Origin of the sequence: Intrasporangium calvum (assembly GCF_028446585.1) — a bacterium.
Classification (GTDB): domain Bacteria; phylum Actinomycetota; class Actinomycetes; order Actinomycetales; family Dermatophilaceae; genus Intrasporangium; species Intrasporangium calvum_A.
The window spans coordinates 1-25,470 of record NZ_JAPFQL010000083.1; the positions used below are offsets into that span (position 1 = coordinate 1).

Consider the following 25,470-nt stretch of genomic DNA (forward strand, 5'->3'; position numbering starts at 1 on the left):
GATGGCGTCGGCGCCACTGGCCCGGCGGCCGGCCGCCGCACGCATCGTGGCGGTCAGGGCCTCGCGCGAGCGCGGGACGAGACCGTTGGGCTCCCCGAGGAAGGCGACCTTCTCGGGTGACCGGATGAGCAGGTCGGCGGCGTAGCGGCTGCGCGCCAACGTGTGCGCGAGCCGGTCGGCGGCCCGTCCCTCGTCGCGCAGCATCTTGAGGTACCAGTGAGTGGAGCCGAGCTCGTCGGAGACCCGGCGGAAGGACAGCAAGCCGGCGTCGGGGTCGGCCTCGTCAGCGAACCAGCCGAGCATGACCGGCAGCAGGGTGCGCTGGATCGCCGCCCGGCGACTGACGCCGGCGGTCAGCGCCTCGAGGTGGCGCAGGGCCCCCGCGGGGTCCCGGAAACCGAGCGCGAGCAGGCGCTCCCTGGCCGCCTCGGGCGACAAGCCGACCTCGTCGGGTGTCAGGCGGGCGGCCGCGGCGAGCAGGGGGCGGTAGAAGAGGCGCTCGTGAATGCGCCTGACCTCCCGGGCGACCGCCTGCCGGTCAGCGAGGACGGCCTCGTCCGGCCGCGTCCGGTGGCCCATCGACCGGCCGAGCCGGCGCAGATCCGCCGGGGTGTCCGGCATGAGATGGGTCCGGCGGAGCCGGTGCAGCTGGATGCGGTGCTCCAGGCAGCGGAGGTGCCGATAGGCGCGGTCGAGCGTCGCGGCGTCGTCACGAGCGACGTAGCCCCCCTTGGCGAGGGCCGAGAGCGCCTCGAGAGTGGTGGCGGAGCGCAGCGACTGGTCGGTCCGTCCGTGCACGAGCTGGAGCAGCTGGACGCTGAACTCCACGTCGCGCAGCCCGCCGGGACCGAGCTTGAGCTGGCGGCCGGCCTCGTTGGCCGGGACGTGCTGCTCGACGCGGCGCCGCATCGCCTGGACGTCCTCGACGAAGTTCTCCCGGCTCGCCGCCTCCCAGACGAGGGGCGAGATCTCCTGCTTGTAGCGCAGGCCGGTCTCACGGTCGCCGGCGGAGACCCAGGCCTTGAGCAGGGCCTGGAACTCCCAGGTCTTGGCCCACCGCTCGTAGTAGGCCTTGTGGCTCTCGATGGTCCGCACCAGTGGGCCCTGTTTGCCCTCTGGGCGCAGCGCTGCGTCGACCGGCCAGAGGAACCCCTCCGGGGTCGGCTTCGAGCAGGCCTGCATCGTGGCGCTCGCCAGGGCGGTGCCGATGCGCAGCGCGGTCTCCTCGTCGGCTCCGTCAGCGGGCTCGGCAACGAAGATGACGTCGACGTCGCTGACGTAGTTGAGCTCGCCCCCGCCGGTCTTGCCCATGCCGATGATCGCGAGGCGGCACTGCTCGTGGCCCTCGCCGTACTGTTCGCGGGCGATGACGAGCGCGGCTTCGAGGGCGGCTTCGGCGAGCTCGGCGAGCGCCTCGCCGATCGAGGGCATCTCCGCGATCGGGTCGGGGGCGGTGAGGTCGCGGGCGGCGATGCGCAGCAGCCCGCGGCGGTAGGCGATGCGCAACGCATCGAGGGCTGTCCGGCTCCCGCGCTGCGTCGTCACGGCTGCCACCAGCTCGGCCCGGGTCTCCTCGGCCGTATGCCGCTGGGCTCGGGCCGCGTCGACCCAGTGGCCCGGGTGCCGCACCAGTTCGTCGACGAGCGCCGTCGAGGCCCCGAGGACGCCCAGCACCCGGTCGCGGCCGGGTCCCTCTGCGCGAAGCTCGTCGACGAAGGCCCGCACGTCCGCCGGCTCCTGCTGCCGGGCCAGGGCCTCCGCGACGCGGACCAGACCGAGGAGCGCCTGGTCGGGGTCGGCCGTGTCGCCGATCGCGCGGAGCAGGTCGTCCGGCAGCCCGTGGGCAGAGTCCCCCTCCCCCGCGAGGACGGAGAGGGCGGGGTCGGCGAGCAGGGTGGCGGCGCGGTCGGGCTCGGCGAAGCCGAGGCGGGCCAGCGTCGCGGTGGTCGAGCTCGTGCGAGAGGGCATCGGGTCTCCGCGCCCGCGCGTCAAAGTCGCGGCAGGTAGCGGTCGAGCTCGAAGCGCGACACGTCGTGGCGGTAGTCGAGCCACTCCTGGCGCTTGTTGCGCAGGAAGAAGTCGAAGACGTGTTCGCCGAGCACCTCGGCGACGAGCTCGCTCTGCTGCATCTGCTCGATGGCGGAGCCGAGCGACTCCGGAAGGGTCTTGATGCCCATCGCGCGGCGCTCGGCATCGGTGAGACCCCAGACGTCGTCCTCGGACTCCGGCGGCAGTTCGTAGCCCTCCTCGATTCCCTTGAGGCCGGCGCCGAGGAGCACCGCGTAGGCGAGGTAGGGGTTGCAGGCCGCGTCGATGGACCTGACCTCGATGCGGGTCGACTGACCCTTGTTGGGCTTGTGCATCGGCACGCGGACGAGCGCGGAGCGGTTGTTGTGCCCCCAGGTGAGGTGGGCCGGCGCCTCTCCCCCACCCCAGAGCCGCTTGTAGGAGTTGACCCACTGGTTGGTCACCGCAGTGATCTCGGCGCCGTGGACGATGAGTCCAGCGATGAACTGCCGGGCGATCTTGCTCAACTGGTAGGGCGCCCCGGCCTCGTAGAAGGCGTTGGTGTCGCCCTCGAAGAGCGACAGGTGCGTGTGCATGCCCGATCCCGGGTGCTCGGCGAAGGGCTTGGGCATGAACGTGGCGTAGATGCCCTGCGAGAGCGCGACCTCCTTGACGACCGTGCGGAACGTCATGATGTTGTCGGCCGTGCTGAGGGCGTCGGCGTAGCGCAGGTCGATCTCGTTCTGCCCGGGCGCGCCCTCGTGGTGGCTGAACTCGACCGAGATCCCCATGTTCTCGAGCATGGTGATGGCGGCCCGCCGGAAGTCGTGTCCCGTGCCGTGGGCGACGTGGTCGAAGTAGCCGGCGTCGTCGACCGGGACCGGCTTGCCGTCAGGGCCGCGTCCCTGCTCGAGCAGGAAGAACTCGATCTCCGGGTGCGTGTAGAAGGTGAAGCCGAGGTCGGCGGCCCGGTCGAGCGCCCGCTGGAGAACGTGGCGCGGGTCGGCGAAGCTCGGCGAACCGTCGGGCATCTGCAGGTCGCAGAACATCCGCGCCGTGCCGGGCGGGTCCCCGCGCCAGGGCAGGATCTGGAAGGTCGAGGGGTCCGGCTTGGCCAGCATGTCCGCCTCGTAGATCCGGGCAAAGCCCTCGATCGCCGAGCCGTCGAAGCCGATCCCCTCCGCGAAGGCGCCCTCGAGCTCGGCCGGCGCGACGGCCACGGACTTGAGCGTGCCGAGCACGTCCGTGAACCAGAGGCGGACGAAGCGGATGTCGCGCTCCTCGATGGTGCGCAGCACGAACTCTTCCTGACGGTTCATGTGTCGATCCTGCCCCACTCCTGTTTCACCGGTGTAACGGACACGACGATCCGGGTGGCGGGATGCACGCGCAGGGCCCCGGGATCACTCCCGGGGCCCTGCGTGCGAGCGTGTCGTTCGTGCCGCGCGGCTCAGGTCACTTGAAGGAGACCTGGACCTGCAGCTCCTGACCATTGTCCGTCGAGCCGACCACCGTCATCGTCGTGCCGGAGCCGGCGACCTTCGTGGAGGCCCACGGGTTGCGGGCGTCCCAGTAGCGGTCGACGACGGAGTCGTCGAACGTCGGGATCGCCGCGGCGGAGGGAACCGACGTGGGCACACCGTTGTAGTGGAAGGTCACGGCGTCGGTCGCCTCGAGACCGAACGTCGCGTCGAACGGCTGGCGGCGGTTGCCGAGTCGCACCGTCCCCCCGTTGCCGTTGTCCAGCATGACCGGCGCAGGACGCGCGTCGACGGGCAGGGCCTGACCGCCACCGGGGTGCGTCCGCGTGTTGTTGTCGCCGAACTCCCCGTTGACATACCAGACGAGCATGCCGTTCTGGTAGGGGAAGCGCTCCACCCAGTCGGACTTCGTGTTGTAGTGACCGAAGTTGTACGGCCCTGCCTTCAGGGTGGCGTCGTAGCCGTCGTAGGTGCGGTTCTCCGCGAGGTAGTAGTGGCTCACGACCTTCGAGGTCGAGCCCGTCATCCGGGTGAAGCCGCGGGCGGTCCAGCCGTTGTCGCCCGACTCGACGTCGTCTGTCAGCAGCGCAGCGCCGTCGGCAGTGATGGCGATGTCGTCGAGGAACGGCCCCTTGAAGTGCAGGCCGCCGTCGGTCGCGTAACGGAACCGGAGCTGGATCGTCGTGCCGGCGTAGGCGCTGAGGTCCCAGCTCTTCTGGGTCCAGGCGCTTGCGCCGTCGATCGGCGTTCCGATGCTGGTCCAGCTCGTCCCCCCGTCGGTCGAGACCTCGGTGTAGAGGTAGTCGTAGTCCTCCTCGATCTCGTACTCGACCCAAGCGGACAGCGAAGCCGAGGTCTTGCCGGTGAGGTCAACGGTGCGCGTCAGCGTGTTCTGCAGGTCGTCAGCCGATCCGCCCCACCACTCGTAGGAGCCGGAGTGCGGGGTGTTGTAGTCGGTCCGCACCGTCTTGTCCGGGAGCGTGACGAGGACCGCCTGCTGACCCTTCGAGCTGCCCATGTCGGCGCGGCCGAGGTCGACGACCTCGTCCTCGCCGTAGTTGACGACCTTGTAGTCCAGCCAGCCGAGCTGGAGCTTCTCCCACGGACCCATGTAGCCCGGCGTCGTGCCGATGGAGTCGCCGCCGCGGTTGAGCCAGGAGCCACCGCTCATGAGCGTCCAGAAGCCAGTGGTGTTGTCGCCACCGGCGGTGTCGTAGAGGTCCGGCAGGCCGAGGTCGTGGCCGAACTCGTGGGCGAAGACGCCGAGGCCGCCGTTCTCGGGCTCGGTCGTGTAGTCACCGATCCAGATACCGGAGTCGCCGAGGGGCACACCGCCGGCCTTGTTGATCTCCGGGCCGTTCTTGCCGATCTGGTTGGAGTAGGCGTACCAGCGGTGCGACCAGATGGCGTCCTCGCCCTGGGCCCCGCCGCCGGCCTCCTCGCCCTCGCCGGCGTGGATGGCCTGGAAGTGGTCGACGTAGCCGTCGGGCTCGAGGAAGTCGCCGTCGCCGTCATAGTCGTACCGGTCCACCACGTCGAACTGCGCCAGGTAGCTCTTGATCTGCTCGAGCGACTTGCCCGCCTTGACCTGCGCGTCGTACCACGCCGTGGCGGTGTCCCTCACGAAGGCCCAGTAGGTCGACGAAGCGGAGTACTTGTTGGAGCCGTAGCGAGCCTCGTTGTAGGGCAGCTTGACCCAGTCGGACACGTCGCCCTTGGCGAGGAAGCGGCCGTTGGACTGCTTGAGGTAGAAGTCCTTGAAGGACTCGCCGTCGCCGAACATCAGGTCCATGTAGTGGGCGCGGTTGAAGTCCGGGATCCAGTACGTCGTGTTGTTGTCGGTCGCGTCGCCGTCCCAGTCCCGGTCGGGCTCAGGGATCTCGTTGCGTGCCGGTCCGGCCGTCCCACCGGTCATGGAGTGGATCTGCTCGCCGAACTCGGCGAGGACCGTGAAGACCGACTCCTCACGGTTGACCGGGTAGTCGACGTACTTCGAGCTGCCGTCCGTGCCCTTGACCTCGATCACGCGGTTGCCGCCGACCATCTTGGTCCCGGCCTTACCGGTGACGAGCTTCTGCACCGCGTCCTTGCGGCGCTCCGCGGCGGCATCGCCGAGGGGGTTGGGCAGGTTGTCCGGGCGGGACGACTGGGCCTCAGCAGGATCGCTGCTGACGACCGAGTCGACCTGCGGCGCGGCCTGAGCGAGGCTCGGGGCGGCGAGGCCGGTGGCGACGAGCGCCCCGACGGCCAGCCCCGAGACAGCGCTCCATTGACGCTTGTTCACGTGGTGTCCTCCTGATGGTTGGGCGCCGGTCACGACGCCGCCGGTCATTGGATCACCGAATGTCGACAAATGGGAGATTCCTTACCAAGTCTTTAAGAAAGCCGCTTTTCGGGTGGTTCACCTCACCCAGCACGACCGTGCCCTCCGCCGACGGAGCCGCCCTATGCTCGGGCGCATGAGCGACCCTGCAGCAGTCGAGCAGCCCAACCCCTACGGCTCGGAGCGCCCGACAGCGGCCCCCGTGCGCCGGGTCCGCATCCCCCACCTCCAGGCGATGAAGGCCGATGGACGCCGGTGGGCGATGCTGACGGCCTACGACATGTACTCGGCCCAGATCTTCGACGAGGCCGGCATCCCGGCCCTCCTCGTCGGTGACTCAGCGGGCAACAATGTCTACGGCTACGAGACGACCGTCCCCGTGACGGTGGACGAGCTGCTCCCCCTCGTCCGCGCGGTGAGCACGAACACCAAACGCGCCCTCGTCGTGGCTGACCTGCCCTTCGGCTCCTACGGCGGGAGCCTGGAGCAGGGCTTCCACACCGCCGTGCGGTTCATGAAGGAAGGACTCGCCCACGCCGTCAAGCTCGAGGGCGGCCAAGCCATGGCGCCTCTCGTCGAGCTCCTCACGACCGCAGGGATCCCCGTCATGGCCCACGTCGGTTTCACCCCGCAGAGCGAGCACCAGCTCGGTGGCTACCGCGTCCAGGGCCGGGGTGACGCCGCGGACGCCCTCGTCGACGAGGCACGGGCACTGGAGAGCGCCGGCGCCTTCGCCATCGTCCTCGAGATGGTCCCGGCACCCGTGGCTGCCCGGGTCACCGAGGTGCTGTCGATCCCGACGATCGGCATCGGTGCCGGTCCGGGGACCGACGCCCAGGTCCTGGTGTGGAGCGATTTCGCCGGGCTGCGAGCCGGCAAGGCGCCGCGGTTCGTCAAGAAGTACGCTGACCTCCGCAGCACCCTCACCGAGGCGGCCAAGGCGTATGCGGCCGATGTCGAGTCAGGTGCCTTCCCCGCGCCGGAGCACTCCTTCGAGGAGTGATCAGTCGTCGAGCTTCTCGTCATCCCAGCCGGGGGCCTCGTTGCGGTGCTCCCACTCCCGGTCCTCCGCGTCCCACTTCTCGGTCCTCTCGCGGGCGTGCTCGAGAGCCTGGCGGGCCTCGGCCTCGGACTCGTAGGGGCCCATCACCTGAGCGCCGCGGCTGCGGTTCTCCTCGGTCTCGACCTGCCCGGTGTCCACGTTGTACCAAAAGCTCATCACGCTCTCCCTTCGCCGTGTTCGCCGTGCGAACGCCTGTCCCGGCACTCCCCCGCGAACGACCTAGACTCCACCGTATGCCGTTGGCCAGCTCACGCGTCGCACCTCATCCGCTGACCCCGCGACGTCCTGTACCCACCACGATCGCTCGTCCCCACTACGTCGACGTGGCCCACCCGCGCGAGGACGGCGATGTCCGGGTCAAGGACGCCGAGACGATCGAGAAGATGCGCGAGGCCGGACGGATCGCAGCCCGCGCCATGGCCGCCGCCGCCGAGCGGATCGCGCCGGGCGTCATGACGGACGAGCTCGATGCCGTGGCCCACGAGTTCATGCTGGACCACGGCGCCTACCCGTCTCCCTTGGGCTACAAGGGCTTCCCGAAGTCGGTGTGCACCAGCGTCAACGAGGTGATCTGCCACGGCATCCCGGACACCCGGCGCCTCGAGGACGGCGACATCGTCAACATCGACGTCACGGCCTACCTGCACGGGGTGCACGGCGACACGGACGCGACCTATCTGGTCGGAGACGTCGACGAGGAGTCCCGACTCCTCGTGGAGCGCACGCACGAGGCGATGATGCGCGGCATCCGCGCCGCCCGTCCCGGTCGCGAGATCAACGTCATCGGTCGGGTGATCGAGAGCTACGCGAAGCGCTTCGGCTACGGAGTGGTCCGGGACTTCACCGGTCACGGCATCGGGCTCGAGTTCCACTCGGGCCTCATCGTCCCCCACTACGACGCAGCGCCCCACTACGACACCGTGATCGAGCCCGGCATGACGTTCACCATCGAGCCGATGCTCAACCTGGGCACCGCCGACTGGGAGATGTGGGACGACAAGTGGACGGTCGTCACCCGCGACGGCCGCCGGTCCGCCCAGTTCGAGCACACGATCGTCATCACCGAGGACGGCAACGAGATCCTCACGCTGCCATGATCGAGCAGCACCGGCGCCCGGCCAGCCCGGCGGGGCCCTGACGGCACCCCTGACCCCACACGAGGAAGCGACAGACATGGCGAACAAGGGCAACCCGCTCGGCATCGACATCGGGGGCAGCGGCATCAAGGGCGCCCCGGTGGACCTCGAGACCGGCACCCTCCTGCAGAAGCGGCTGCGGATCGACACTCCGCAGCCGGCGACTCCGGACGCCGTGGCCAGGGTGGTGGACCAGATCGTCGACGCGTTCGCCGACGTGACGGGCGACTCCCCCATCGGGGTCACGGTCCCCGCGGTGGTCATCCGGGGCACCGTCCTCTCTGCTGCCAACATCGACCCCTCGTGGGTCAACACCGACGCCGAGGCTCTCATCAAGGAGCACACGGGCCGCTCGGTCACCGTTCTCAACGACGCCGACGCCGCTGGCCTTGCCGAGCTGCACTATGGCGCCGCGAAAGGTGAGAAGGGCCTCGTCATCCTCACGACCCTTGGCACGGGCATCGGGACCGCGCTGATCTATGACGGCAGGCTCATCCCGAACTCCGAGCTCGGGCACCTCGAGATCGACGGCTTCGACGCCGAGGACCGGGCCGCCTCGTCCATCAAGGAGAGCGAGGGACTCTCGTGGGACGAGTGGATCGAGCGGCTCCAGCGCTACTACGAGACCATCGAGATGCTCTTCTCGCCCGACCTCATCGTCGTCGGTGGTGGGGTATCGAGGGACTCCGACAAGTTCCTGCCGAAGCTGAGGCTTCGGGCTCCCATCGTCCCGGCGGTGCTGCGAAACAAGGCCGGCATCATCGGGGCGGCCCGCCTCGCCTCAGATCTCGCCGGGGTCACTCGCTGAGGGCCAGCAGCAGGTCGGGCGCCCGACGGTCGTAGGTTGCCGCGCTGAGGCGGACCCCGAACCAGGCGACGGCGACCCCCAAGGCGATCCCGACGACGAGGGCGACCAAGCCCGCCCACGTGCTGCCGGACCAGGCCAGCAGCCCGAGCACCAGCACCGGAGCGGCCACGACCACCGTGGCGATGCTCGACACGGTCTGGGCCAGGAGCGTCATTCCGACGGCTCCGGGGGGCGTCTGGAACGGACTCTCCCCAGGCTTCGGCACCGGATAGGGCAGCACGATGCTCATCATCGAGGAGACGGCGTAGCCGGCGCCGAGGAGGGCAACCGCCAACCCGACCACCCCCGCGAGCAGGTCCCAGCGCCCGGCAATCCACACGCCCACGATGGAGTAGACCGCCAGCACGGGCACCGCGACGATGACGTTGGGCAGGAGCCGTCCGAACCGGTCCGCCCGGCCCGGCACTCCCGCCCCGACGTGCATCCAGAAGGCGGTGGAGTCGTAGGCGGTCGCGTTGTGCTCGCTCCAGCTCAGCAGGAAGGCCGCGAGCGGACCCATCAGGAGCGGCACCCACGCAAGGTCCGACGAGTAGTACGGGATGAGCAGCGCCAGTGGCGCGACCGGGCTCATCATCAAGGACACCTGATAGCGCGGGTCCCGCAGCCAGTAGGTCAGCACGCGAGCGCCGACCGCCCAGGCCGGGGTGCCCGGGACGCGGCCGAGGACACCGAGGTCACCCGCGGCGGCGCTCTTGGAGCGCACCCGCGCGCTCCCACGCGGAGCCTGGACTTCCGCTCGAACTGCTCTGTCCCACAGCATCATGGCGGCGACGAGTCCGACTCCGGCGAGGCCGAGGCGTAGCAGTCCCAGGGTGAGCTCTCCGGCAGCAACGTCCCCCGGCGCCGCCCAGGCCCAGCCGAGGGGCGTCCAGGCCAGCACCTGTGCCGCCGAGCGGACGAGAGCCTCGGCGTCACCGGCGGACTCGCCGAGGAAGGAGGACACCGGGAGGATCACCGCCAGCAGGACGAAGCCGACGATCGCCGTGATGTCCCGGCCTCGCCGGGACGACACGGCTCCCGTCGCCAGGGAGGAGATCCAGCGGCTCACCGTGATCGCGGTGAGCAGCCCGATCGGCACCGCGACGAGCGCCGTGATCGTCGACCACACCGTCTGCGATGAGGCCACGACGACACCGACCCCGAGGACCATCGACGCGATGGCGGGCAGGCCCACGAGGGCGCCGAGGACCAGGCCGATGGCCAGCTGGCGGGAGGGGACGGCGTACGTCGCGAAGCGCGTGGCGTCGAGTGTCGGGTCCGAGCCGAAGGCCAGCAACGGCAGCAGGGTCCACAGGATGATGCCTGCCGAACCTCCGATCGTGACGAGGGCTCGGGCCGAGTCCAGCGTGCCGCGCAGGGCCGCGACAGCAACGGCGAGCGCGACGACCAGGAACCCGCCATAGAGCAGGCCGAGCACGATCCCGATGGTTTGGGCCCGGCTGCGCCGCAGCGTGTTCCGCAGCAGATCGAGCTTCAGTCGGACGAGGTGCGCAACCACGCGAGACCCTCCACCTCGGTCGACCCGCCCACCAGGTCGACGAACCGATCCTCGAGGCTGCCGCCGGCGCGGACGTCATCCAGGGTGCCCTGAGCGAGCACGAGGCCCTCGGAGATCACCGCCACGTGCGTGCAGATCCGTTCGACGAGGTCCATGACGTGGCTCGAGAGGATGACGGTGCCACCGGCCGCGACGAAGTCCGCGAGGATGCCCCGGATCGTCGCCGCCGAGACGGGGTCGACTGCCTCGAACGGCTCGTCGAGCACCAACACTCGGGGTGCGTGGATCAGGGCGGTCGCCAGGGTGACCTTCTTGGTCATCCCGGCGGAGTAGTCCACGACGAGCTTGCCCTGCGCCTCGGTCAGGCCGAGGGCGGCGAGCAGTTCCTCGGCCCGGGCCTGCGCGACCTCACGGGCCAGGCCGTGCAGGAGCCCCGCATAGACGATGAGCTGCAGCCCGGTGAGCCGGTCGAAGATGCGCAACCCGTCCGGCAGGATCCCGATCAGCTGCTTCGCGGCCACCGGATCGGACCAGACATCATGGCCGAGGACGTAGACCTGGCCGGCGTCCGGGCGGAGCAGTCCCGTCGCCATGGACAGGGTCGTGGTCTTCCCGGCGCCGTTGGGTCCGACCAGACCGAAGAAGGAGCCGCGCGGCACGTCGAGGTCGATGCCCTTGACGGCGATGACGTCGCCGAAGCGTTTGCCCAGTCCCCGCATGGCGATGGCCGGCCCGACGGCCGGGGCGCCCTGCGGCGCCGGCAGATCGAGTTGATCTGTCATGAGTCCCCCTGTGTTGTCATGTTCCCCGGTGTGGTCATGTTCCCGGTGTGGTCTTGTTCCCGGTGTGGTCTTGTTCCCGGTGTGGTCTTGTTCCCGGTGTGGTCTTGTTCCCCGGTGTGGCCGGATCCCGGGTGAGTCAGAAGACGCCGGACTCGCCGTCGTCCAGATGGCGCAGGGTGAGTCCCTCGACTCCGGCGAAGGACTCGATGTGGCCGGAGTACATCCGTTTGCCTCGGTCGGACAGCAGGGCGTCGTGGATGGGCACGACATATCTGGGTGCGATCCGGCCGACGAAGGCGATGGAGTCCCGGCTGGCACACCAGGGCGCGTTGAGCGGGTGGGCCAGCACGTCCACGGCGCCGGGCTCGGCGTCGTAGGCATCCCCGGGGTGGAAGAGAGTCGGCTCCCCGTCAGCGCGCAGGACGACCCCGACGTTGGGGATGACCGGCATCTGATCGTGGTTGAACGCGTGCAGCTCCCCGACGGGACGGACGGTGACGTCCCCGATCTCGAACTCCTCGCCCTGGCGCGTCGGGACCGCGCGCAGACCTTCGGCCGCGAGCTTCTCGGCGGTCAGCGGGTCCGTGTGCACGCTCGCGCGCGGGTTTGCGCGGATCAGCCGGGCTGCCGGCTCCGGGTCGAAGTGGTCCGGGTGGTTGTGCGTCACGAGGATCGCGTCGAGGTCGGTGAGATCCTCGAAGCCGGCGGAGAAGTTGCCCGGGTCAATGAGGAGGCGTCGATTGGCCAGCTCGACGAGAAGGCAGGCGTGCCCCAGATGAGTGACTCGCATGCTTCCAACCTAGGACATGGGCCCTTGAGCGTCAGTGCGAGTGTGGTGGATGAGCGGTTCGGGCGCCCTCAGCCATGGGATGAGCCCGACGAGGCACACGAGGCCCGTGACCAGGAAGGCCGTCCCGAAGCCGAGCTGGTCGGCGACAAGGCCGATGAGGATCGGGCCGACGATCGCGCCGCCGTCCTGGGCCATCTGGAAGGTGGAGAGGACCCGCCCGCCGTTGCGGTCGTGGCCGACGACGTCGGCGAGGGCGGCCTGCTGTGCCGGGTTGACGAGCCCGGCGCCCACCCCGGAGATCGCGGACAGCCCGAAGAGCAGGGCCAGACCGACCCCCACGGTCAGCGACCGGTGCTGGGCCAGCCCGAGGAGGGCCATGGCCACGCCCATCACGATGAGTCCGATGATGACGAGCGGACGGCGGCCGACCCGGTCGGCGAGCCGGCCGGAGAACTGCAGCGTGGCCGCGGTGCCGACCGCACCAATGGCCAAGGTCGCGCCCGCCACCCAGGCGCGGTCGAGCACGGCGGTGGCGAGCAGGGGCAGCACGGCCATCCGCACCCCGAAGTTGGTCCAGCCGTTGGCGACACCCGAGGCGAGGGCCGCCCGATAGACCGGGGAGCCCCACGCCTCTGCCAGCGTCATCGGCTCGCGCCGGGCCGCCTCCTCGGCCGGCCGCAGGCGCGCCCCGCCGAGTCCGACGCCGACGACCATCGCGGCCACGAGCAGGGCCGCCCCGTAGACGATGAAGGGCGCTCGGAGGCCCCAGCCGGCCAGCAGGCCACCAAGGACGGGACCGATCATGCCGCCGATGAGGAAGGCGGACCCGTACGTCGACGAGACCCGCCCCCGTGCGCTCGGTGGGGCGAGACGCACGAGCAGCGCCATGGCGGAGATGGTGAACATCGTCGACCCGATGCCGCCGACGCCCCGGAAGATGAGGAGCTGGACGTAGGACTGCGCGAACGCCGTGGCGAAGGACGACACGGCCACAATGACGAGCCCGGTCAGGTAGACGGGCCGCTCCCCCAGCCGGCTCACCAGCTCGCCGCCGACGGGCGCGAAGACGAGCCGGAAGAACGCGAAGGCGGAGACGATGACGCTCGCAGCGGCCACCCCGACGTCAAACGAGCGCGCGTAGGCCGGCAGGACGGGCGAGACGATGCCGTAGCCGATGGCGATGACGAAGGCCGAACCGACGAGGATCCAGATCTCGCGGGGGATCTGGATCCGGGCCGGGGCAGCTGTGGTCACCACGCCGCCATTCTCACCCCGCGGCACCGCCCTTCCCCAATCGGGCTGGGAGGGCAGGGACGGCGAGGAGCCAGCTCAGCGGCATACGGTCATGGTGTATGCCGCTGAGCTCGCTCCCGCTCAGTCGATCGCCACGCGCCCCACTGGGTGATCGCAGCTCACGACAGAGCCGCGCAGATGTCGATCTCCTTGCCGCTCGTGGACTGGATCGTGGCGACCTCGTCGGCGTCGACCGTGAAGGTGACCTGCCCGATGTAGAGCGTCGAGGTGGGACCCGGCGGATTGTCCGTCGGGAACAGGATGAGCACGTTGTGCCCCATCATCCGAACGGACATGGTGCCGTCGTCGGCATATGTCGTTTGCGCGACAGCGCCGTTTGAGCGGAAGGACACCGTGGCGTCGGTGGACAGGTTTCTGAAGGTGAGAGCCGAGCCCGTGCCGGCCCCGATCGTCCGGATCACTTCGCCGTTCCTGTCGGTGAAGTCCCGCCAGTGCCACGTGCCGTAGGTGCCCTCGATGCCCAGGTCGAAGCCCGCGCACGCCACGCCGGCAGGCAACGTCAGGACAAAGTCGGGGGCATCAGCTCCTGCCGCCGTCGCGCTGGACCCGAGGGCGAACACGGCGATCCCAGACGCAGCTGCAATTCTCCTCAATGACAACCGCATGGTTGCTCCCCTCTGCCGGACGGTCCGGCCGAGAACCGGACCATGGACCTGTTCTCTGGCGGTCGAGCAAACCGCCCAATAATGCTTCCAGCGCCCACCTGCTGCGTCCCCGGAAACCGGAGGATGTGAGCCACGACACACTGCGATGTGCGTCAGGCGCGTGTCGTCGATGGGTGAGCCGGCCAGATCGGTCACACGAGTGCGACTGATCGGGCCAGCTCGCGCCCGGTCAGGACGCACCCGCCGAGAAGGGTGCCCTCCAGGGTGCGCTTCCCGTGCATGCCCCCACCTCCGAAGCCCGCTGCCTCACCGATCGCGTAGAGACCGGGCAGGACCGCCCCGTCGGAGCGGACGACGCGGCATCGATCATCCGTCTCGATCCCGCCCAGCGTCTTGCGCGCCACGGGGCGGAGCCGGATCGCCACCAGCTCGCCATGGTCACCAGCCGCGATCGGCACGAAGGCCGACGTGCGCAGCCGGTCACCGAGGAAGGCCCGGACATTGCGCAACGCGACGAGCTGGGGATCGGAGAACATCCGCCGTCCCCGCGCGATCTCGGCGTCGTACGCCGTCACGTCACGGGTGAGGGCTCCGGCGTCGATCGGCGACTCAGGGGTCAGCGCCGTCATCCGGGCAGCGAGCGTGGCCAGGTCGGGTGCAGTGACAACGTCAGGGGACTGAGTGATCAGCTCCTCGGCCAGCGCGTCGTTGCCACGCAGCAGGTCACGGGCCACCTGGAGCCTGCGCTGCTCCCGGAAGGCGGGATTGAAGCGGGCTCCTTGGATGGCGCCCTCCTTGGCGAGGATCTCCCGGTTGAGCACCATCCACGACCAGGGGCGCCCGCTCGCCATGATCCGGCTCACCGCATCACGGGTGTCATAGCCGGCCAGCTGCGGCGGGTCGAAGCGGGAGCCGTCTGCCCGCATCCACAGTCCGGACTTAGGTGGGATCAGGGCCAGGCCATGCTCGGGGAAGTCCCCGGCCCAGTGCGCCACCCCTGCCGCGTAGACCCACATGTTCTCGAGGTGCACCACGGATCCGCCTACGTCCGCGACCACGTCCTGCAGGTGGCCGTCGATGTGCGGCCACACCCCGCCCAGCAGGTCCGCCGGTGGAGTGCCCCACTCGTCGCGGGGCCAGCTGGCCCGGACCTTGGCCAGGTCTCCGGTCCGGCCCCCGGCCGCAATGACAACGTGCTCGGCGCGCGCCTCGAACTCGCCGTCGGCGTTGCTGCCGCGGACCCCGACGACCTGACCGGACTCCAGGAGCAGGTCCTCGACGCGGTGCTCACAGTGGATCGAAAGTCCCCGCCCCTCGAAGCTCTGTGCCTCGCGAACCAGCGCAGCCACCAGTGCGGGGCCGCAGCCCCACAGCAGGTGGAAACGGGGTAGCCGGTTGCCGCGCCCGTCTCGGGCCCGCTCCGCCCAGTTGGCGAACGGGACGAAGCTGAGCCCGCGCGCGACCAGCCACTCCCGGACGTCGGGGACGGACCTTTCGATGTAGCGGCGGGCCCAGGCCTGCTCGTGTTCGGTGCCAGGACCGAACTCCGCATACCCCTGCCAGTCCTCCCAGGCCAGCTCGAAGGAGTCCCGGATCCCGAGCCGCCGCTGCTCGGGGCTGTCCACGAAGAAGATGCCGCCGAACGCATCAAGGCACTGTCCGCCGAGCCATTCGCGGCCCTGCTTCTCGTAGATGCTCACGCTACGTCCCGCCCGGGCCAGCTCCACGGCGGCGACCAGTGCACTGACGCCGCCACCGACAATGATCACGTCCATGCCAGCCTGTGCTTCCGTTCGAGGGGTCGGGTCAGGGGTCGAGTCGGGGGTCGAGTCGGGGGTCGAGTCAGGGTGCGATGCGTCGCTTGAGGGCCCTGCCAAGAGGTGCGGGCAGATGCTCGAGAGCGCTCAGCACGGTTGGCAGGGCCTTGAGCCGGCGCCCGCTGAAGACAGGCGGCACGACGACTTCGACGAGGTGCGGGCCGGGCTCGGCAAAGGCCCGCCTCAAGGCGGCGGCCAGCTCCTGGTTCGTGCTGGCGAGCACTGCCGGGACTCCGAGCCCCTGGGACAGCGCGACGAAGTCGAGGGCCGGATCGGCGAGGTCGAGCTGCGCCTGCGCCTTCTGGCCAGCGGCCTGCACTCCCACTCGCTGCAGCTCGACGTCCAGGATGCCGTAAGACCGGTTGTTGAAGATCACCACGGTGACATCGAGCCGTTCACGGGCCATCGTCCACAGGGACTGGATCGTGTACATCGCCGACCCGTCGGCCTCGAGGGCCACCACCGGTCGGTCCGGGCACGCGACCGCCGCGCCGATCGCCACGGGCAGCCCCTGCCCGATGGCACCACCGGTGAGGGTCAGGAGGTCGTGCGGTGGTGAGCCTGCACTGGCTCCCGCGAAGGTCACCCCAGAGGTATTTGCCTCGTCGGACACGATCGCGCCCTCGGGCAGCAGCGCTGCAATCGTCTGGCAGGCGCTCGCGGCCGTGAGCGGCCCCTGTGGAATCTCGGGGGCCCTGGGGGTCTTGGGTGCCTTGGCCGGCTGCTTGACGCTGCCTGTCGTGCGGGAACCGCCGGCCAGGACTGCGTCGGCGAGCACCGCCAGCGTCCCCGCCACGTCGTCTCCGTCGGCCGTGAGGCGGTGGACCGCGCACCCCTCAGGGACGAGGTGGCTCTTCTTCCCGGGATAGGCGAAGAAGGACACGGGGGCGGGTGCATCGACCAGCACGAGGTGCTCGAGCCCGGCCAGCTGGACCGAAGCGAGCTCGGCGAAGTAGGCGATCCGCTCCACCGCAGGCACGCCGGCGCCGCGCTCGATCCGGCGTGGGAAGACCTCGGCGAACAGCTGGGCGCCGGTGGTGGTGGCGATCCGGGCGGCCGCGCGCAGCGCCGGTCCGTGCAACGCCGATCCCCCGAGGAGCAGGGCGGACCGCTTGCCCATCATCAGCGCGGATCGAACCGCCTCGATCGCCTCCGTGCCCACCGGACGCGGAGAGGCCGGCGGCACCGGCACCGCCGGCTGCACCCCATCTGTCCACGACAGGTCGGCGGGCACGATCAGGGTCGCCACCTGACCCGGCGGGCCGGTGGCCGCGGCGACTGCCTCCGCGAGGTCCTTCGGCAGCGACTCGGCACTCGTGGAGGTGCGCACCCAGCCAGGTGACACATTGCGGGCCACGGTCTCGATGTCCGACTGCAGCTGCGCGTCGTAGGGCGCGTGGTACGTCGCATGGTCACCGACGATGTTGACGACCGGGACGCGGGCCCGCCGGGCGTTGTGCAGGTTGGCCAGGCCATTGCCGAGTCCCGGACCGAGGTGCAGCAGCGTCGCCGCCGGACGGCCCGTCATACGGGCATACCCGTCGGCCGCGCCCGTGGCCACGCCCTCGAAGAGGGCCAGGACGGCACGCATCTCGGGGACGTTGTCCAGGGCGGCGACGAAGTGCATCTCCGAGGTCCCCGGATTGGTGAAGCACACGGTCACGCCGGCGTCGACCAGTGTGCGCAGCAGCGCCTGCGCCCCAGATGGCATCCGCGCCTCCTGAATCCGACTGGCTCCCTCGCGTGGTCGCGCTCGAGTCGACGGCCACGACTACCAAGGAGTAGCAAGTGCTGGCGATGCTAGCGAACCCGCGCCCCGCAGCGGGTTGTCGGGTTCGTCACAGGTCTCGAGGAATGCCTTGGCCTCGGACGGGCAGCCGTCCTGTCAGAGGCCTGAAAGTGGATGAGTCGGCCGATACGCCGGGTTCTGTTCCGCGTCTCCGTTGCCAGTGACGCGGCGACGGCCATCCATCTCGGCCGGCCATTGCTGACCGGCTCCAGCGCCCTACCCGCGCACTCGACCGGGCCGGTCTCGAACGTGCGCTGTCTGGGCTTGCTCCGGGTGGGGTTTACCGAGCCGCCCCAGTCACCTGGGGCGCTGGTGGTCTCTTACACCACCGTTTCACCCTTACCAGCCGAGGCTGGCGGTCTGTTTTCTGTGGCACTGTCCCGCGGGTCACCCCGGGTGGCTGTTGGCCACCACCCTGCCCTTTGGAGCCCGGACGTTCCTCGGCGGATCCCGAAGGATCCGACGCGACCGCCTGGCCGACTCATCCGCTCCCATCATAGATGCCGTATGCCGCTGGGCTCGCTCCGTGCCCACCGGAGGTCGGGCGCGGGGCGAGGGCCGACGTGCGGCGTGATCCGAGTCACATCGGCAGCGGAGCGTCAACCTTCGCCGGCCGCCGTTCGTCTGTATTCGAGAAGACCGAACGCAACCCCTGCAGGACATGAGCGAGCAACTGAAGACTGATCCAGCCCCTTCCGCCCCCAGAGCGACGTTGCTCAACCTCTCCCTGACCCAGCTGGTCGCCGGCTCCCTGGCCGCGGCGACCGCTGCCGCCCTTGGTTCCCGCTTGGGCGTGGTCGGCACCATCACCGGGGCGGCCATCGGCTCGGTGGTCAGCGCCATCGCCTCGAGCATCTATGCGAGCTCGATGCAGCGGGCGCGCGATGCCTTCCAGTGGCAGCGTCTCAACGTCCGCCGCGGCGAGGCGACCGCCTCGCCCGAGGCAGCAGCGCCGAGCCCGGAGTCGGCCCAGCTGGTGGCCACCACCCGGCCGCCTCGACGGCTGCTCGCCACGACGACAGCCGTCTTCGCCCTGGCCACCGCCTTCCTTCTGGGGCTGCAGCTCGCGAGCGGCACGGACGTCACCGGCACCTCGCTCGGCACGCGACCCCAGGCGGCCCGAGTCGAGGCTCCCAGCCCGGGGGCCGCCCCGACGCCGCAGAGCAGCCCGACGGGCACGCCGACTCCCCCTCCAACGACGACGCAGGCAGCTCCGACCGCCGAACCGCAGGAGGAGATCACCCCCACCACCGAACCGGCGACGGAGTCTGCACCACCCGCAACAACGCAGCCGGCCCCGACGGAGACACTCCCGACGGACACGACCCCCACCGACCCAGCTACCCCGACACCGGCAGCCGGCTGACCCCCAACCTTCAGCGCACGATGCTCAGCTCGATGGTGCCGGTCTCGATCTCCGCCGCGTCGACTCGCACCCGCACGGCCTCCCCTTCGTCGGCCTGCCCCGTGGCCTTGGCGACCACGGCGAGGTCGATGAGCTGGACCACGACGTGCTTCTCGTTCCGATCGACGACCACCGCCTCGACAGCGGTCCCCACGTGGGCCCGCAGCTCGGCGGCCTCGACTGCATCGGTGCAGGCCCGCTCGACGGCACCGGCGCGCCGGTCCGACGTCGCCATGATCTCGGGGACGGTCGTCAGGGCAGTCCGAACCCACTCCGGGATCTCCGTGCCGGCGGAGAGTGCCTCGCACACGACCAGCCCGAAGCGGTCGACGAGGCGTCGCAGCGGCGCGGTGACGTGGGCGTAGGGGTTGGCCACCGCAGAGTGGTTGGGCTGCTCGGGCACGGCGCCCTCGAAGGGCGTGTAGCCGGCCCCCCGGAAGAGCGTCGTCGCCTCGTGGATCAGGGCCAGGTGCTTGGGGTCGTCCCGGTCGAGGGTGCGCAGGAACTCGCCGTAGCCCACACCCTCCGGCCAGGCCACGCCCGCTCCCGCAGCCTGTCGCCGGAACCGCTTGACGTCACGGGGGTCGGGGTCGGGCATGGTCCGCAGGATGCCGACCTTGCCACGCAACATCAGGTCGGCGGCCCCCATTCCGGTGAGCAGGGAGATCTGGGCGTTCCAGTCCTCGGAGGCCAGCAACGGCCGGAAACTCACGGTGAAGCCGCCCTTGCCGTCCTCTGCCACTTCCTGGTCCGGCATGGGCAGCGACGCGCCGCCTCGCTTGCGCTCCAAGGCGATTCGCTTCTCGCCGACCTCCTTGAGGAGGACCAGCACGTCCTCCGCAGAGCCGTCGTCGACGAGCCGTTGCACCTCGGCGTAGTCGTAGCGTCGGACGCTGCGCACCAGGGCGCGGGCGACGCTCACCTCGGTGCCCTCGCCATCAGCGGCCAGGACCATGTCCCACACGAAGGCTGGCCGGATCTGCTCCGGCAGGAGGCTGGCGGCGCCCTCGCTCACCTCCGGAGGGTGGAGCTGGACCCGCTTGTCCGGGCAGTAGATCGTCTGCCCCCGACGTCTGGCCTCGACGTCGATCGGGCCATCTGGCCGGACGAAGGCCGGGACGTCGGCGATGGCATAGCGCACGCGGTAGCCGTCTCCGTGGCGCTCGATGTGCATCGCCTGGTCGAGGTCCTGCGCGCCCGGCGGGTCGATCGTGATGAACGGGACGACGGTCGCGTCCCGGGTCGGCAGATCGGCCTCCTGCGCGGCCCGACTGGCCTCCGCGAGAACGTCCGCAGGGAACTCCTCAGGGATGTCCAGCTCGTCCCGGATCGCCTCGAACCGCTCAAGGAGGGCAACCCCGGCGCCGCCCGGCGGTTCTGTTCGGCGATAGACGATGTGTCGCTTCGGCATGGCGCAACCCTACGCAGACGCGGCCCGAGGAGCGGCTTAGGCTGTCCGCCGTGCTGATCCTCCTGCCGCCCTCCGAGGGCAAGACGCAACGTCGCCGCGGGCGTCCCCTCGATCTTGCGACGCTGTCCTTCCCCGAGCTGACGAGCCTGCGCTCGGCGGTGATCGACAGCGCCGAGCAGGTCAGCGCTCGACCGGACGCCCACCGGCTTCTCTCGGTGAGCCCCAACCTCATCGAGGAGGTCGCGCGCAACACCCGCCTCCGGGTGGCCCCGACCGCCCCGGCCGCGGAGGTCTACAGCGGCGTCCTCTTCGACGCCCTCGACCTCGCGTCCCTCGACCCTGCCTCGAAGCGCCGGGCCAACCGCCGGATCCTCATCTTCTCGGCACTGTTCGGCGTGGTGCGGCCAACCGACCGGATCCCGGCCTACCGGCTCAACCCGGCGGCACGGCTGCCCGACATCGGCGACCTCACCGCGACGTGGCGGGAGGTCCTCACGCCGGTCCTCGAGCAGGAGGCCGGGGACCGTGGGCTCGTGGTCGACTGCCGGTCCGGCACGTACACGGCGATGTGGAGCCCCAAGGGGGCACTCGCCGAGCGTCGAGTGCACGTCACCGTGCCTGGCGCCTCGCACATGGCCAAGCACACTCGAGGCCTCGTGGCACGTCACCTCGTGCAGTCGAACGCGCAGCCGCGACACCCCGAGGACCTCGTGCCACTCCTCGAAGACGCCTTCGTCGTGCGGCTCAGCGAGCCGGAGCGTCCCGGTCGACCGTGGCAGCTCGCCGCGACCGCCCGCGCCTGAGCCCCACCCACTCGAGTGGCCCGCCCGTCCACAGCCGGCCTGTGCACACCGGGGCCACTCGAGTCACGTCCTCCGTCGAGTGGCCCGCCCGTCCACAGCCGGCCTGTGCACACCGGGGCCACTCGAGTTGCGTGTCCTCGGGTCAGGCGAGAGCGCGCTCCAGGTCCTCGATGAGGTCGCGCACGTCCTCCAGGCCGACCGAGATGCGCAGCACGCCGTCGGTGATACCGACCGCAGCACGCGCCTCCGGCGTCAGGCGACGGTGTGTCGTCGTCGCGGGATGCGTGATGAGCGACTTCGCGTCACCAAGGTTGTTGGAGATGTCGATGACCTCGAGCGCGTTCATCGCGGCGAACGCCTCCGCCTTGCCGCCGTCGATCTCGAACGTCACGACCGTGCCACCGGCACCCATCTGCCGCAGCGCCAGCTCGTGCTGCGGGTGCGACTCGAGGAAGGGGTGGACGACGCGCCGGACCCGCGGGTGCGACTCGAGGAAGCGGGCCACCTCCAGGCAGCTCGACGCCATCCGCTCCACCCGGAGCGACATCGTCTCGAGCCCCTTGACGAGGACCCAGGCGTTGAAGGGCGACATGGCCGGACCGGTGTGCCGCATGAGGTTCTGGACCGGTCCGTCGATGAACTCGCGCTGACCCAGCACCGCCCCGCCGAGCACCCGACCCTGGCCGTCGATGTGCTTGGTCGCCGAGTAGACGACGATGTCGGCGCCGTGCTCGAGGGGTCGGGAGAAGACCGGCGTGCCGAAGACGTTGTCGACGACGACCTTCGCGCCGACCGCATGGGCGAGGTCGCACACCGCGCGGATGTCGACGAGCTCCTGCATCGGGTTGCTGGGCGTCTCGAAGAAGACCGCCGCGGTCGGCTCCGACAACGCCGCCCGCCACTGCTCGAGGTCGGGCCCGTCGACGAAGACGGTCTCGACACCCCAGCGCGGGAGGATCTCGTCGAGGATGACGAAGCAGGAGCCGAAGAGCGACCGCGAGGAGACGACCCGGTCGCCCTTGCCGAGCAGGGCGGCCAGGGCCACCCAGACGGCCGCCATGCCGGACCCGGTCGCGAACGCCGCCTCGGCGCCCTCGATCTGGGCGATCCGCTCCTCGAACATCCGCACCGTCGGGTTGCCGTAGCGGGAGTAGACGAACCGCTCGGAGTCCCCGGTGAAGGCCGCCTCGGCCGCCTCCGCGGACTCGTAGACGAACCCGGACGTCAGGTAGAGCGCCTCGGAGGTCTCCTCGAAGCCGCTGCGGGCCAGCCCACCCCGGACCGCGATGGTGTCGGGACGCCAGCCGGCTGGACCGCCGCCGCTCATCCCTGCACCCACGGCAGGCCCGCGACCTTCCAGCCGGCCACACTGCGGTGGTGGTCGGGGCCGTGGGGGCCCTCGAAACCCTCGCTGACGTTGTAGGACTGGTCCCACCCGCGGGCGGTGGCTGCCTCGGCCGCTGCAACGGAGCGCACCCCGGACCGGCACAGGAAGTAGATCGGCTGGTCCTGCTCGACGCCGGCTGCGGCGAGCTCGTCCACGAAACGCTCGTTGAGCCGTCCATCGGGGTAACGCTGCCACTCGATGCGGATGACCTCTCGGCCCACCGGCCGCAGGTCGGGCAGGCCGACATAGGCCCACTCGGCGTGCGTCCGCACATCCACGAGGACAGCCCGAGGGTCATCCTCCAGGGCTGCCCAGGCCTCGGTCGGGGTCACGTCACCGGCGTAGCTCATGACGGGAAATATCCCACAGCGCCCGTCAGGCGAGATGGTCCGTCCGGTTCGTGAAAGCGATGGAGGCGGAGCCGTCGGCCCAGACCTCGACTCCGGTGAGGCTGCCGGGTGCCGTCGCGAGACTCCAGAAGCGCTCCCCCACGAGGCCGAGCACCTCCGCGAGGACCGTGACGATCCCGCGTCGCGTGGTGACGACGACGACCGTCCCCCCGCTCCGTCTCAGTCGGCCGTATGCCGCTGAGCTCGCTGCGTCGGTGGGCTCGCTCCCAGCCCTCCCGGGGTCAGCCGTCCAGTCAGCGGAGACCTCGAGGTCGCCGTCGACGGCCTCCGCCACGGCACGCCCGGTCTCCTGGGCCAGCGGTTCCGGTGCGGCGATGACCCGGGCGTCCCGTCCGGTCAGCGGTCGGACCGCCCGCACGATCCGCTCGATCGCGGCGTCGCTCGAAGGGACCTGGATGAGCAGGAGGCGCAGGTCCTGCCGCTCCGCTGCGTCGTCAGGGGCGTCCGGTGCGTCCGCGAGTTCGGGCACCTCGTCGGGGTCGCTCGGCCCGGAGGTGCGACGGATCGGCTGACCGTCCATCGCCTTGTTGGAGAGCAGGTCGGCCGCCTTGTTCTGCTCGCGGGGGATCCACTCGAACGCGACGGACCCGCCGGCCCCCTCGATCTCGCGGAGCACCTCGCGGACCTGGCCGGCGAGCCGGCGCATGTCCTCGTGCTTGACCTTCCACCGGCCGGACATCTGCTCGATGACGAGCTTGGAGTCCATCCGCACGTGCATCCGGGCGCTGGGGTCGAGGTCAGCGGCGGCGCGAAGGCCGGCGAGCAGTCCGGAGTACTCGGCCACGTTGTTGCTGGCCTGCCCGAGCGGCTCGGCCAGCTCGACGAGGACGGATCCCGTCGCGCCGTCACGCACGAGCGCGCCGTAGCCGGCGACGCCGGGGTTGCCCCTCGACCCGCCGTCCGCCTCGACGACGAGGTCCCGAGCGGCGGCACTGGAAGGGCCTGGGGTCACAGCCCCGACTCGCCCGTGCGGATCATGATCCGGCGGCACTCCTCGCAGCGGATGACCTCGTCCTCGGCGGCGCGCCGGATACGGTCCAGGTCGACGTTGTTGAGCTCGAGCCGACACCCGCCGCAACGCCGGTGGCGCAGCTCGGCCGCCGCGAGCCCGCCGCTCTGCGTGCGGATCTTCTCGTAGAGACCGGCCAGGTCGTCGCCGACGCCGGCCACGATGTCGGCCCGGCCTCCACCGACCTTGGCCGCCTCGGCCTCGAGGTCGGCCAGCGCGGTCGCCCGCTCCTGCTCGAGCCGTTCGAGCCGACCGAACACCTCGGTGCGCCGCGCCTCGAGCTCGGCCACCCGGCTCGCCAGGGTCTCGGCGCGTTCCATGACCTCGATCTCGAGGTCCTCGAGCTCCGACTGACGCCGCGCGAGCGACGTCAGCTCGTGCTGGAGCGCGGTGAGGTCCTTCGCACTGCCCTGGCCGGAGTCGAGCCGAGCCTGGTCGCGGGCCGCCCGGTCGCGGACGAGCTGGACGTCCTGCTCCGACTTGGTCAGCTCGCGCTGGACGTCCCCGACCGCCGTCCGCGCGTTGACCAGCTCGGTGTCGAGAGCGGCCAGCTCGGCTCGAGCCGACTGGATGGCTGCGGCCTGCGGCAGGTTGGCGCGGGCATGGGCGATCTGGTCAAGTCGCGTGTCGATGGCCTGCAGGTCGAGCAGGCGCCACTGGCGGGACGGATCGGCTTTCAGGACACACCTCCAGATGAGGCCGCAGCGGTGGCCGCGGCGTTCGCTCCGACCACGAAGGTCCACGGCTCGGTGCGGATGGACGAGATTCTCGACTCGACCCTAGTCGGTGCGGCCGGGTCCTCCCCCAACGCCGCCAGCAGCTGCCTCTCCGCACCGGCCAGCCACAGCGACTCGGTCGCCCAGTGCCCGGCGTCGATGAGGTAAGGGGTGCCGTCCCGTGCTTCCTCACGAGCCTCCAGCACCGGGTGGTGGCGCAGGTCCGCGGTGACGTAGACGTCGGCTCCACTGGCCCGCACGGCGTCGAACTGGTCATCGCCCGACCCGCCCATCACCGCGACCGTGAGCACGACCCCAGCAGGGTCGCCGCTCACGCGGATGCCGCCCGCGGTCGGCGGCAGGGCAGCCGCGACGGCGTCTGCGAACTCAGCCAGGGACTGTGGCGCGCCGAGCTCGCCGACGCGCCCAGCGGCATACGGCCCGATCCTCGTCAGGGGGCGCTGGGCGGTCAGCCCGAGCGCGTCCGCGAGCACCGACGAGACGCCGGGATCGGCGACGTCGGCGTTGGTGTGCGCGACGTAGAGGGCGATGTCGGAGACGACCAGGCTGGTCACGGACGCGCCCTTGGCGCTGGTCGTCGCGACGGAGTGGACGCCCCGCAGGAGCAGCGGGTGATGGGTGACCACCAGGTCGGCGCCCCAGTCCCGGGCCTCGTCGATGACCGCGAGCGTCGGGTCGAGTGCGAAGAGGATGCGACGCACCGGCTGGTCGAGATCGCCCGTCACGAGGCCCACCCGGTCCCAGTCCGCTGCGCTCTCCGGCGGATAGAGGCGGTCGAGGGCTGCCGCGACGTCCCGCAGGGTCAGGGAGCCGGCCGGGGTCGAGTCGGGCATGG

At 70.5% G+C, this 25,470-nt stretch carries 22 protein-coding genes and 1 other RNA gene; 5 read left to right on the plus strand and 18 right to left on the minus strand.

Features of this window, described 5'->3' with window-relative positions:
- The 3 genes from OO014_RS16005 to OO014_RS16015 form a co-directional block, all read right to left on the minus strand.
- A partial coding sequence (locus OO014_RS16005; protein WP_272463324.1) for a bifunctional [glutamine synthetase] adenylyltransferase/[glutamine synthetase]-adenylyl-L-tyrosine phosphorylase occupies positions 1–1,968 on the minus strand: 1,968 nt, incomplete at its 3' end.
- A 20-nt stretch (positions 1,969–1,988) separates the two neighbouring features.
- On the minus strand, positions 1,989–3,326 hold the full coding sequence (locus OO014_RS16010) for a glutamine synthetase family protein (protein ID WP_272463325.1): 1,338 nt from the start codon (positions 3,324–3,326) through the stop codon (positions 1,989–1,991).
- A gap of 136 nt (positions 3,327–3,462) precedes the next feature.
- Positions 3,463–5,772: an immune inhibitor A domain-containing protein gene (locus OO014_RS16015; RefSeq protein ID WP_272463326.1), complete on the minus strand. Its 2,310-nt coding sequence runs from the start codon at positions 5,770–5,772 to the stop codon at positions 3,463–3,465.
- A 175-nt stretch (positions 5,773–5,947) separates the two neighbouring features.
- On the opposite strand from OO014_RS16015, the gene panB reads away from it, so the two are divergent.
- Entirely contained in the window at positions 5,948–6,814 is an 867-nt protein-coding gene (gene panB, locus OO014_RS16020) for a 3-methyl-2-oxobutanoate hydroxymethyltransferase (protein WP_272463327.1), read from the plus strand.
- Here panB and OO014_RS16025 read toward each other — a convergent pair whose 3' ends face one another.
- A complete protein-coding gene (locus OO014_RS16025; protein ID WP_272463328.1) occupies positions 6,815–7,030 on the minus strand; it encodes a methionine aminopeptidase in 216 nt (71 codons plus the stop codon).
- A gap of 77 nt (positions 7,031–7,107) precedes the next feature.
- Here OO014_RS16025 and map point away from each other — a divergent pair, with 77 nt between their 5' ends.
- Complete coding sequence (map, locus tag OO014_RS16030; protein WP_272463329.1) at positions 7,108–7,971, plus strand: type I methionyl aminopeptidase; 864 nt, start codon at positions 7,108–7,110, stop codon at positions 7,969–7,971.
- Positions 7,972–8,047: 76 nt separating this feature from the next.
- Complete coding sequence (gene ppgK / locus OO014_RS16035) at positions 8,048–8,818, plus strand: polyphosphate--glucose phosphotransferase (protein ID WP_272463330.1); 771 nt, start codon at positions 8,048–8,050, stop codon at positions 8,816–8,818.
- On the opposite strand, the gene OO014_RS16040 is transcribed toward ppgK, so the two are convergent.
- The 8 genes from OO014_RS16040 to rnpB all read right to left on the minus strand — a co-directional run bounded on the left by OO014_RS16040 (position 8,808) and on the right by rnpB (position 17,957).
- The gene (locus OO014_RS16040; RefSeq protein ID WP_272463331.1) at positions 8,808–10,376 is read right to left on the minus strand and encodes a hypothetical protein; all 1,569 of its coding nucleotides are present in this window, start codon (positions 10,374–10,376) and stop codon (positions 8,808–8,810) included. The two genes, ppgK and OO014_RS16040, sit on opposite strands and share 11 nt — an antisense overlap.
- Positions 10,352–11,158: an ABC transporter ATP-binding protein gene (locus OO014_RS16045; RefSeq protein WP_272463332.1), complete on the minus strand. Its 807-nt coding sequence runs from the start codon at positions 11,156–11,158 to the stop codon at positions 10,352–10,354. Before OO014_RS16045 ends, OO014_RS16040 begins: the two co-directional genes overlap by 25 nt.
- 136 nt (positions 11,159–11,294) lie before the next feature.
- Positions 11,295–11,948, minus strand: a complete 654-nt coding sequence (locus tag OO014_RS16050) for an MBL fold metallo-hydrolase (protein WP_272463333.1) — start codon at positions 11,946–11,948, stop codon at positions 11,295–11,297.
- Positions 11,949–11,957: 9 nt separating this feature from the next.
- Positions 11,958–13,205: an MFS transporter gene (locus OO014_RS16055; RefSeq protein WP_272463334.1), complete on the minus strand. Its 1,248-nt coding sequence runs from the start codon at positions 13,203–13,205 to the stop codon at positions 11,958–11,960.
- A gap of 155 nt (positions 13,206–13,360) precedes the next feature.
- Positions 13,361–13,867, minus strand: a complete 507-nt coding sequence (locus tag OO014_RS16060; protein ID WP_272463335.1) for a hypothetical protein — start codon at positions 13,865–13,867, stop codon at positions 13,361–13,363.
- 191 nt (positions 13,868–14,058) lie between these two features.
- The gene (locus OO014_RS16065; protein WP_272463336.1) at positions 14,059–15,642 is read right to left on the minus strand and encodes an FAD-binding dehydrogenase; all 1,584 of its coding nucleotides are present in this window, start codon (positions 15,640–15,642) and stop codon (positions 14,059–14,061) included.
- 67 nt (positions 15,643–15,709) lie between these two features.
- The gene (locus OO014_RS16070) at positions 15,710–17,395 is read right to left on the minus strand and encodes an acetolactate synthase large subunit (RefSeq protein ID WP_272463337.1); all 1,686 of its coding nucleotides are present in this window, start codon (positions 17,393–17,395) and stop codon (positions 15,710–15,712) included.
- A gap of 189 nt (positions 17,396–17,584) precedes the next feature.
- Positions 17,585–17,957, minus strand: an RNA gene (rnpB, locus tag OO014_RS16075) — RNase P RNA component class A.
- Positions 17,958–18,134: 177 nt separating this feature from the next.
- Here rnpB and OO014_RS16080 point away from each other — a divergent pair.
- On the plus strand, positions 18,135–18,839 hold the full coding sequence (locus tag OO014_RS16080) for a hypothetical protein (RefSeq protein WP_272463338.1): 705 nt from the start codon (positions 18,135–18,137) through the stop codon (positions 18,837–18,839).
- A gap of 10 nt (positions 18,840–18,849) precedes the next feature.
- On the opposite strand, the gene OO014_RS16085 is transcribed toward OO014_RS16080, so the two are convergent.
- Positions 18,850–20,289, minus strand: coding sequence for an RNB domain-containing ribonuclease (locus OO014_RS16085; RefSeq protein WP_272463339.1), 1,440 nt, complete (start codon positions 20,287–20,289; stop codon positions 18,850–18,852).
- A 50-nt stretch (positions 20,290–20,339) separates the two neighbouring features.
- Here OO014_RS16085 and OO014_RS16090 point away from each other — a divergent pair, with 50 nt between their 5' ends.
- Entirely contained in the window at positions 20,340–21,092 is a 753-nt protein-coding gene (locus tag OO014_RS16090) for a YaaA family protein (protein ID WP_272463340.1), read from the plus strand.
- A 142-nt stretch (positions 21,093–21,234) separates the two neighbouring features.
- On the opposite strand, the gene OO014_RS16095 is transcribed toward OO014_RS16090, so the two are convergent.
- The 5 genes from OO014_RS16095 to OO014_RS16115 are packed head-to-tail and all read right to left on the minus strand — an operon-like array spanning position 21,235 to position 25,468.
- A complete protein-coding gene (locus OO014_RS16095) occupies positions 21,235–22,419 on the minus strand; it encodes an O-succinylhomoserine sulfhydrylase (protein ID WP_272463341.1) in 1,185 nt (394 codons plus the stop codon).
- Entirely contained in the window at positions 22,416–22,829 is a 414-nt protein-coding gene (locus OO014_RS16100) for a rhodanese-like domain-containing protein (protein ID WP_272463342.1), read from the minus strand. Before OO014_RS16100 ends, OO014_RS16095 begins: the two co-directional genes overlap by 4 nt.
- Positions 22,830–22,854: 25 nt before the next feature.
- Positions 22,855–23,841 (minus strand): reverse transcriptase-like protein, encoded by a 987-nt coding sequence (locus tag OO014_RS16105; RefSeq protein WP_272463343.1) that lies wholly within the window; start codon positions 23,839–23,841, stop codon positions 22,855–22,857.
- The gene (locus OO014_RS16110) at positions 23,838–24,578 is read right to left on the minus strand and encodes a zinc ribbon domain-containing protein (protein ID WP_272463351.1); all 741 of its coding nucleotides are present in this window, start codon (positions 24,576–24,578) and stop codon (positions 23,838–23,840) included. Before OO014_RS16110 ends, OO014_RS16105 begins: the two co-directional genes overlap by 4 nt.
- A complete protein-coding gene (locus tag OO014_RS16115; protein WP_272463344.1) occupies positions 24,575–25,468 on the minus strand; it encodes a Nif3-like dinuclear metal center hexameric protein in 894 nt (297 codons plus the stop codon). The genes OO014_RS16110 and OO014_RS16115 overlap by 4 nt, the downstream gene beginning before the upstream one ends.
- Positions 25,469–25,470: the final 2 nt, after the last annotated feature.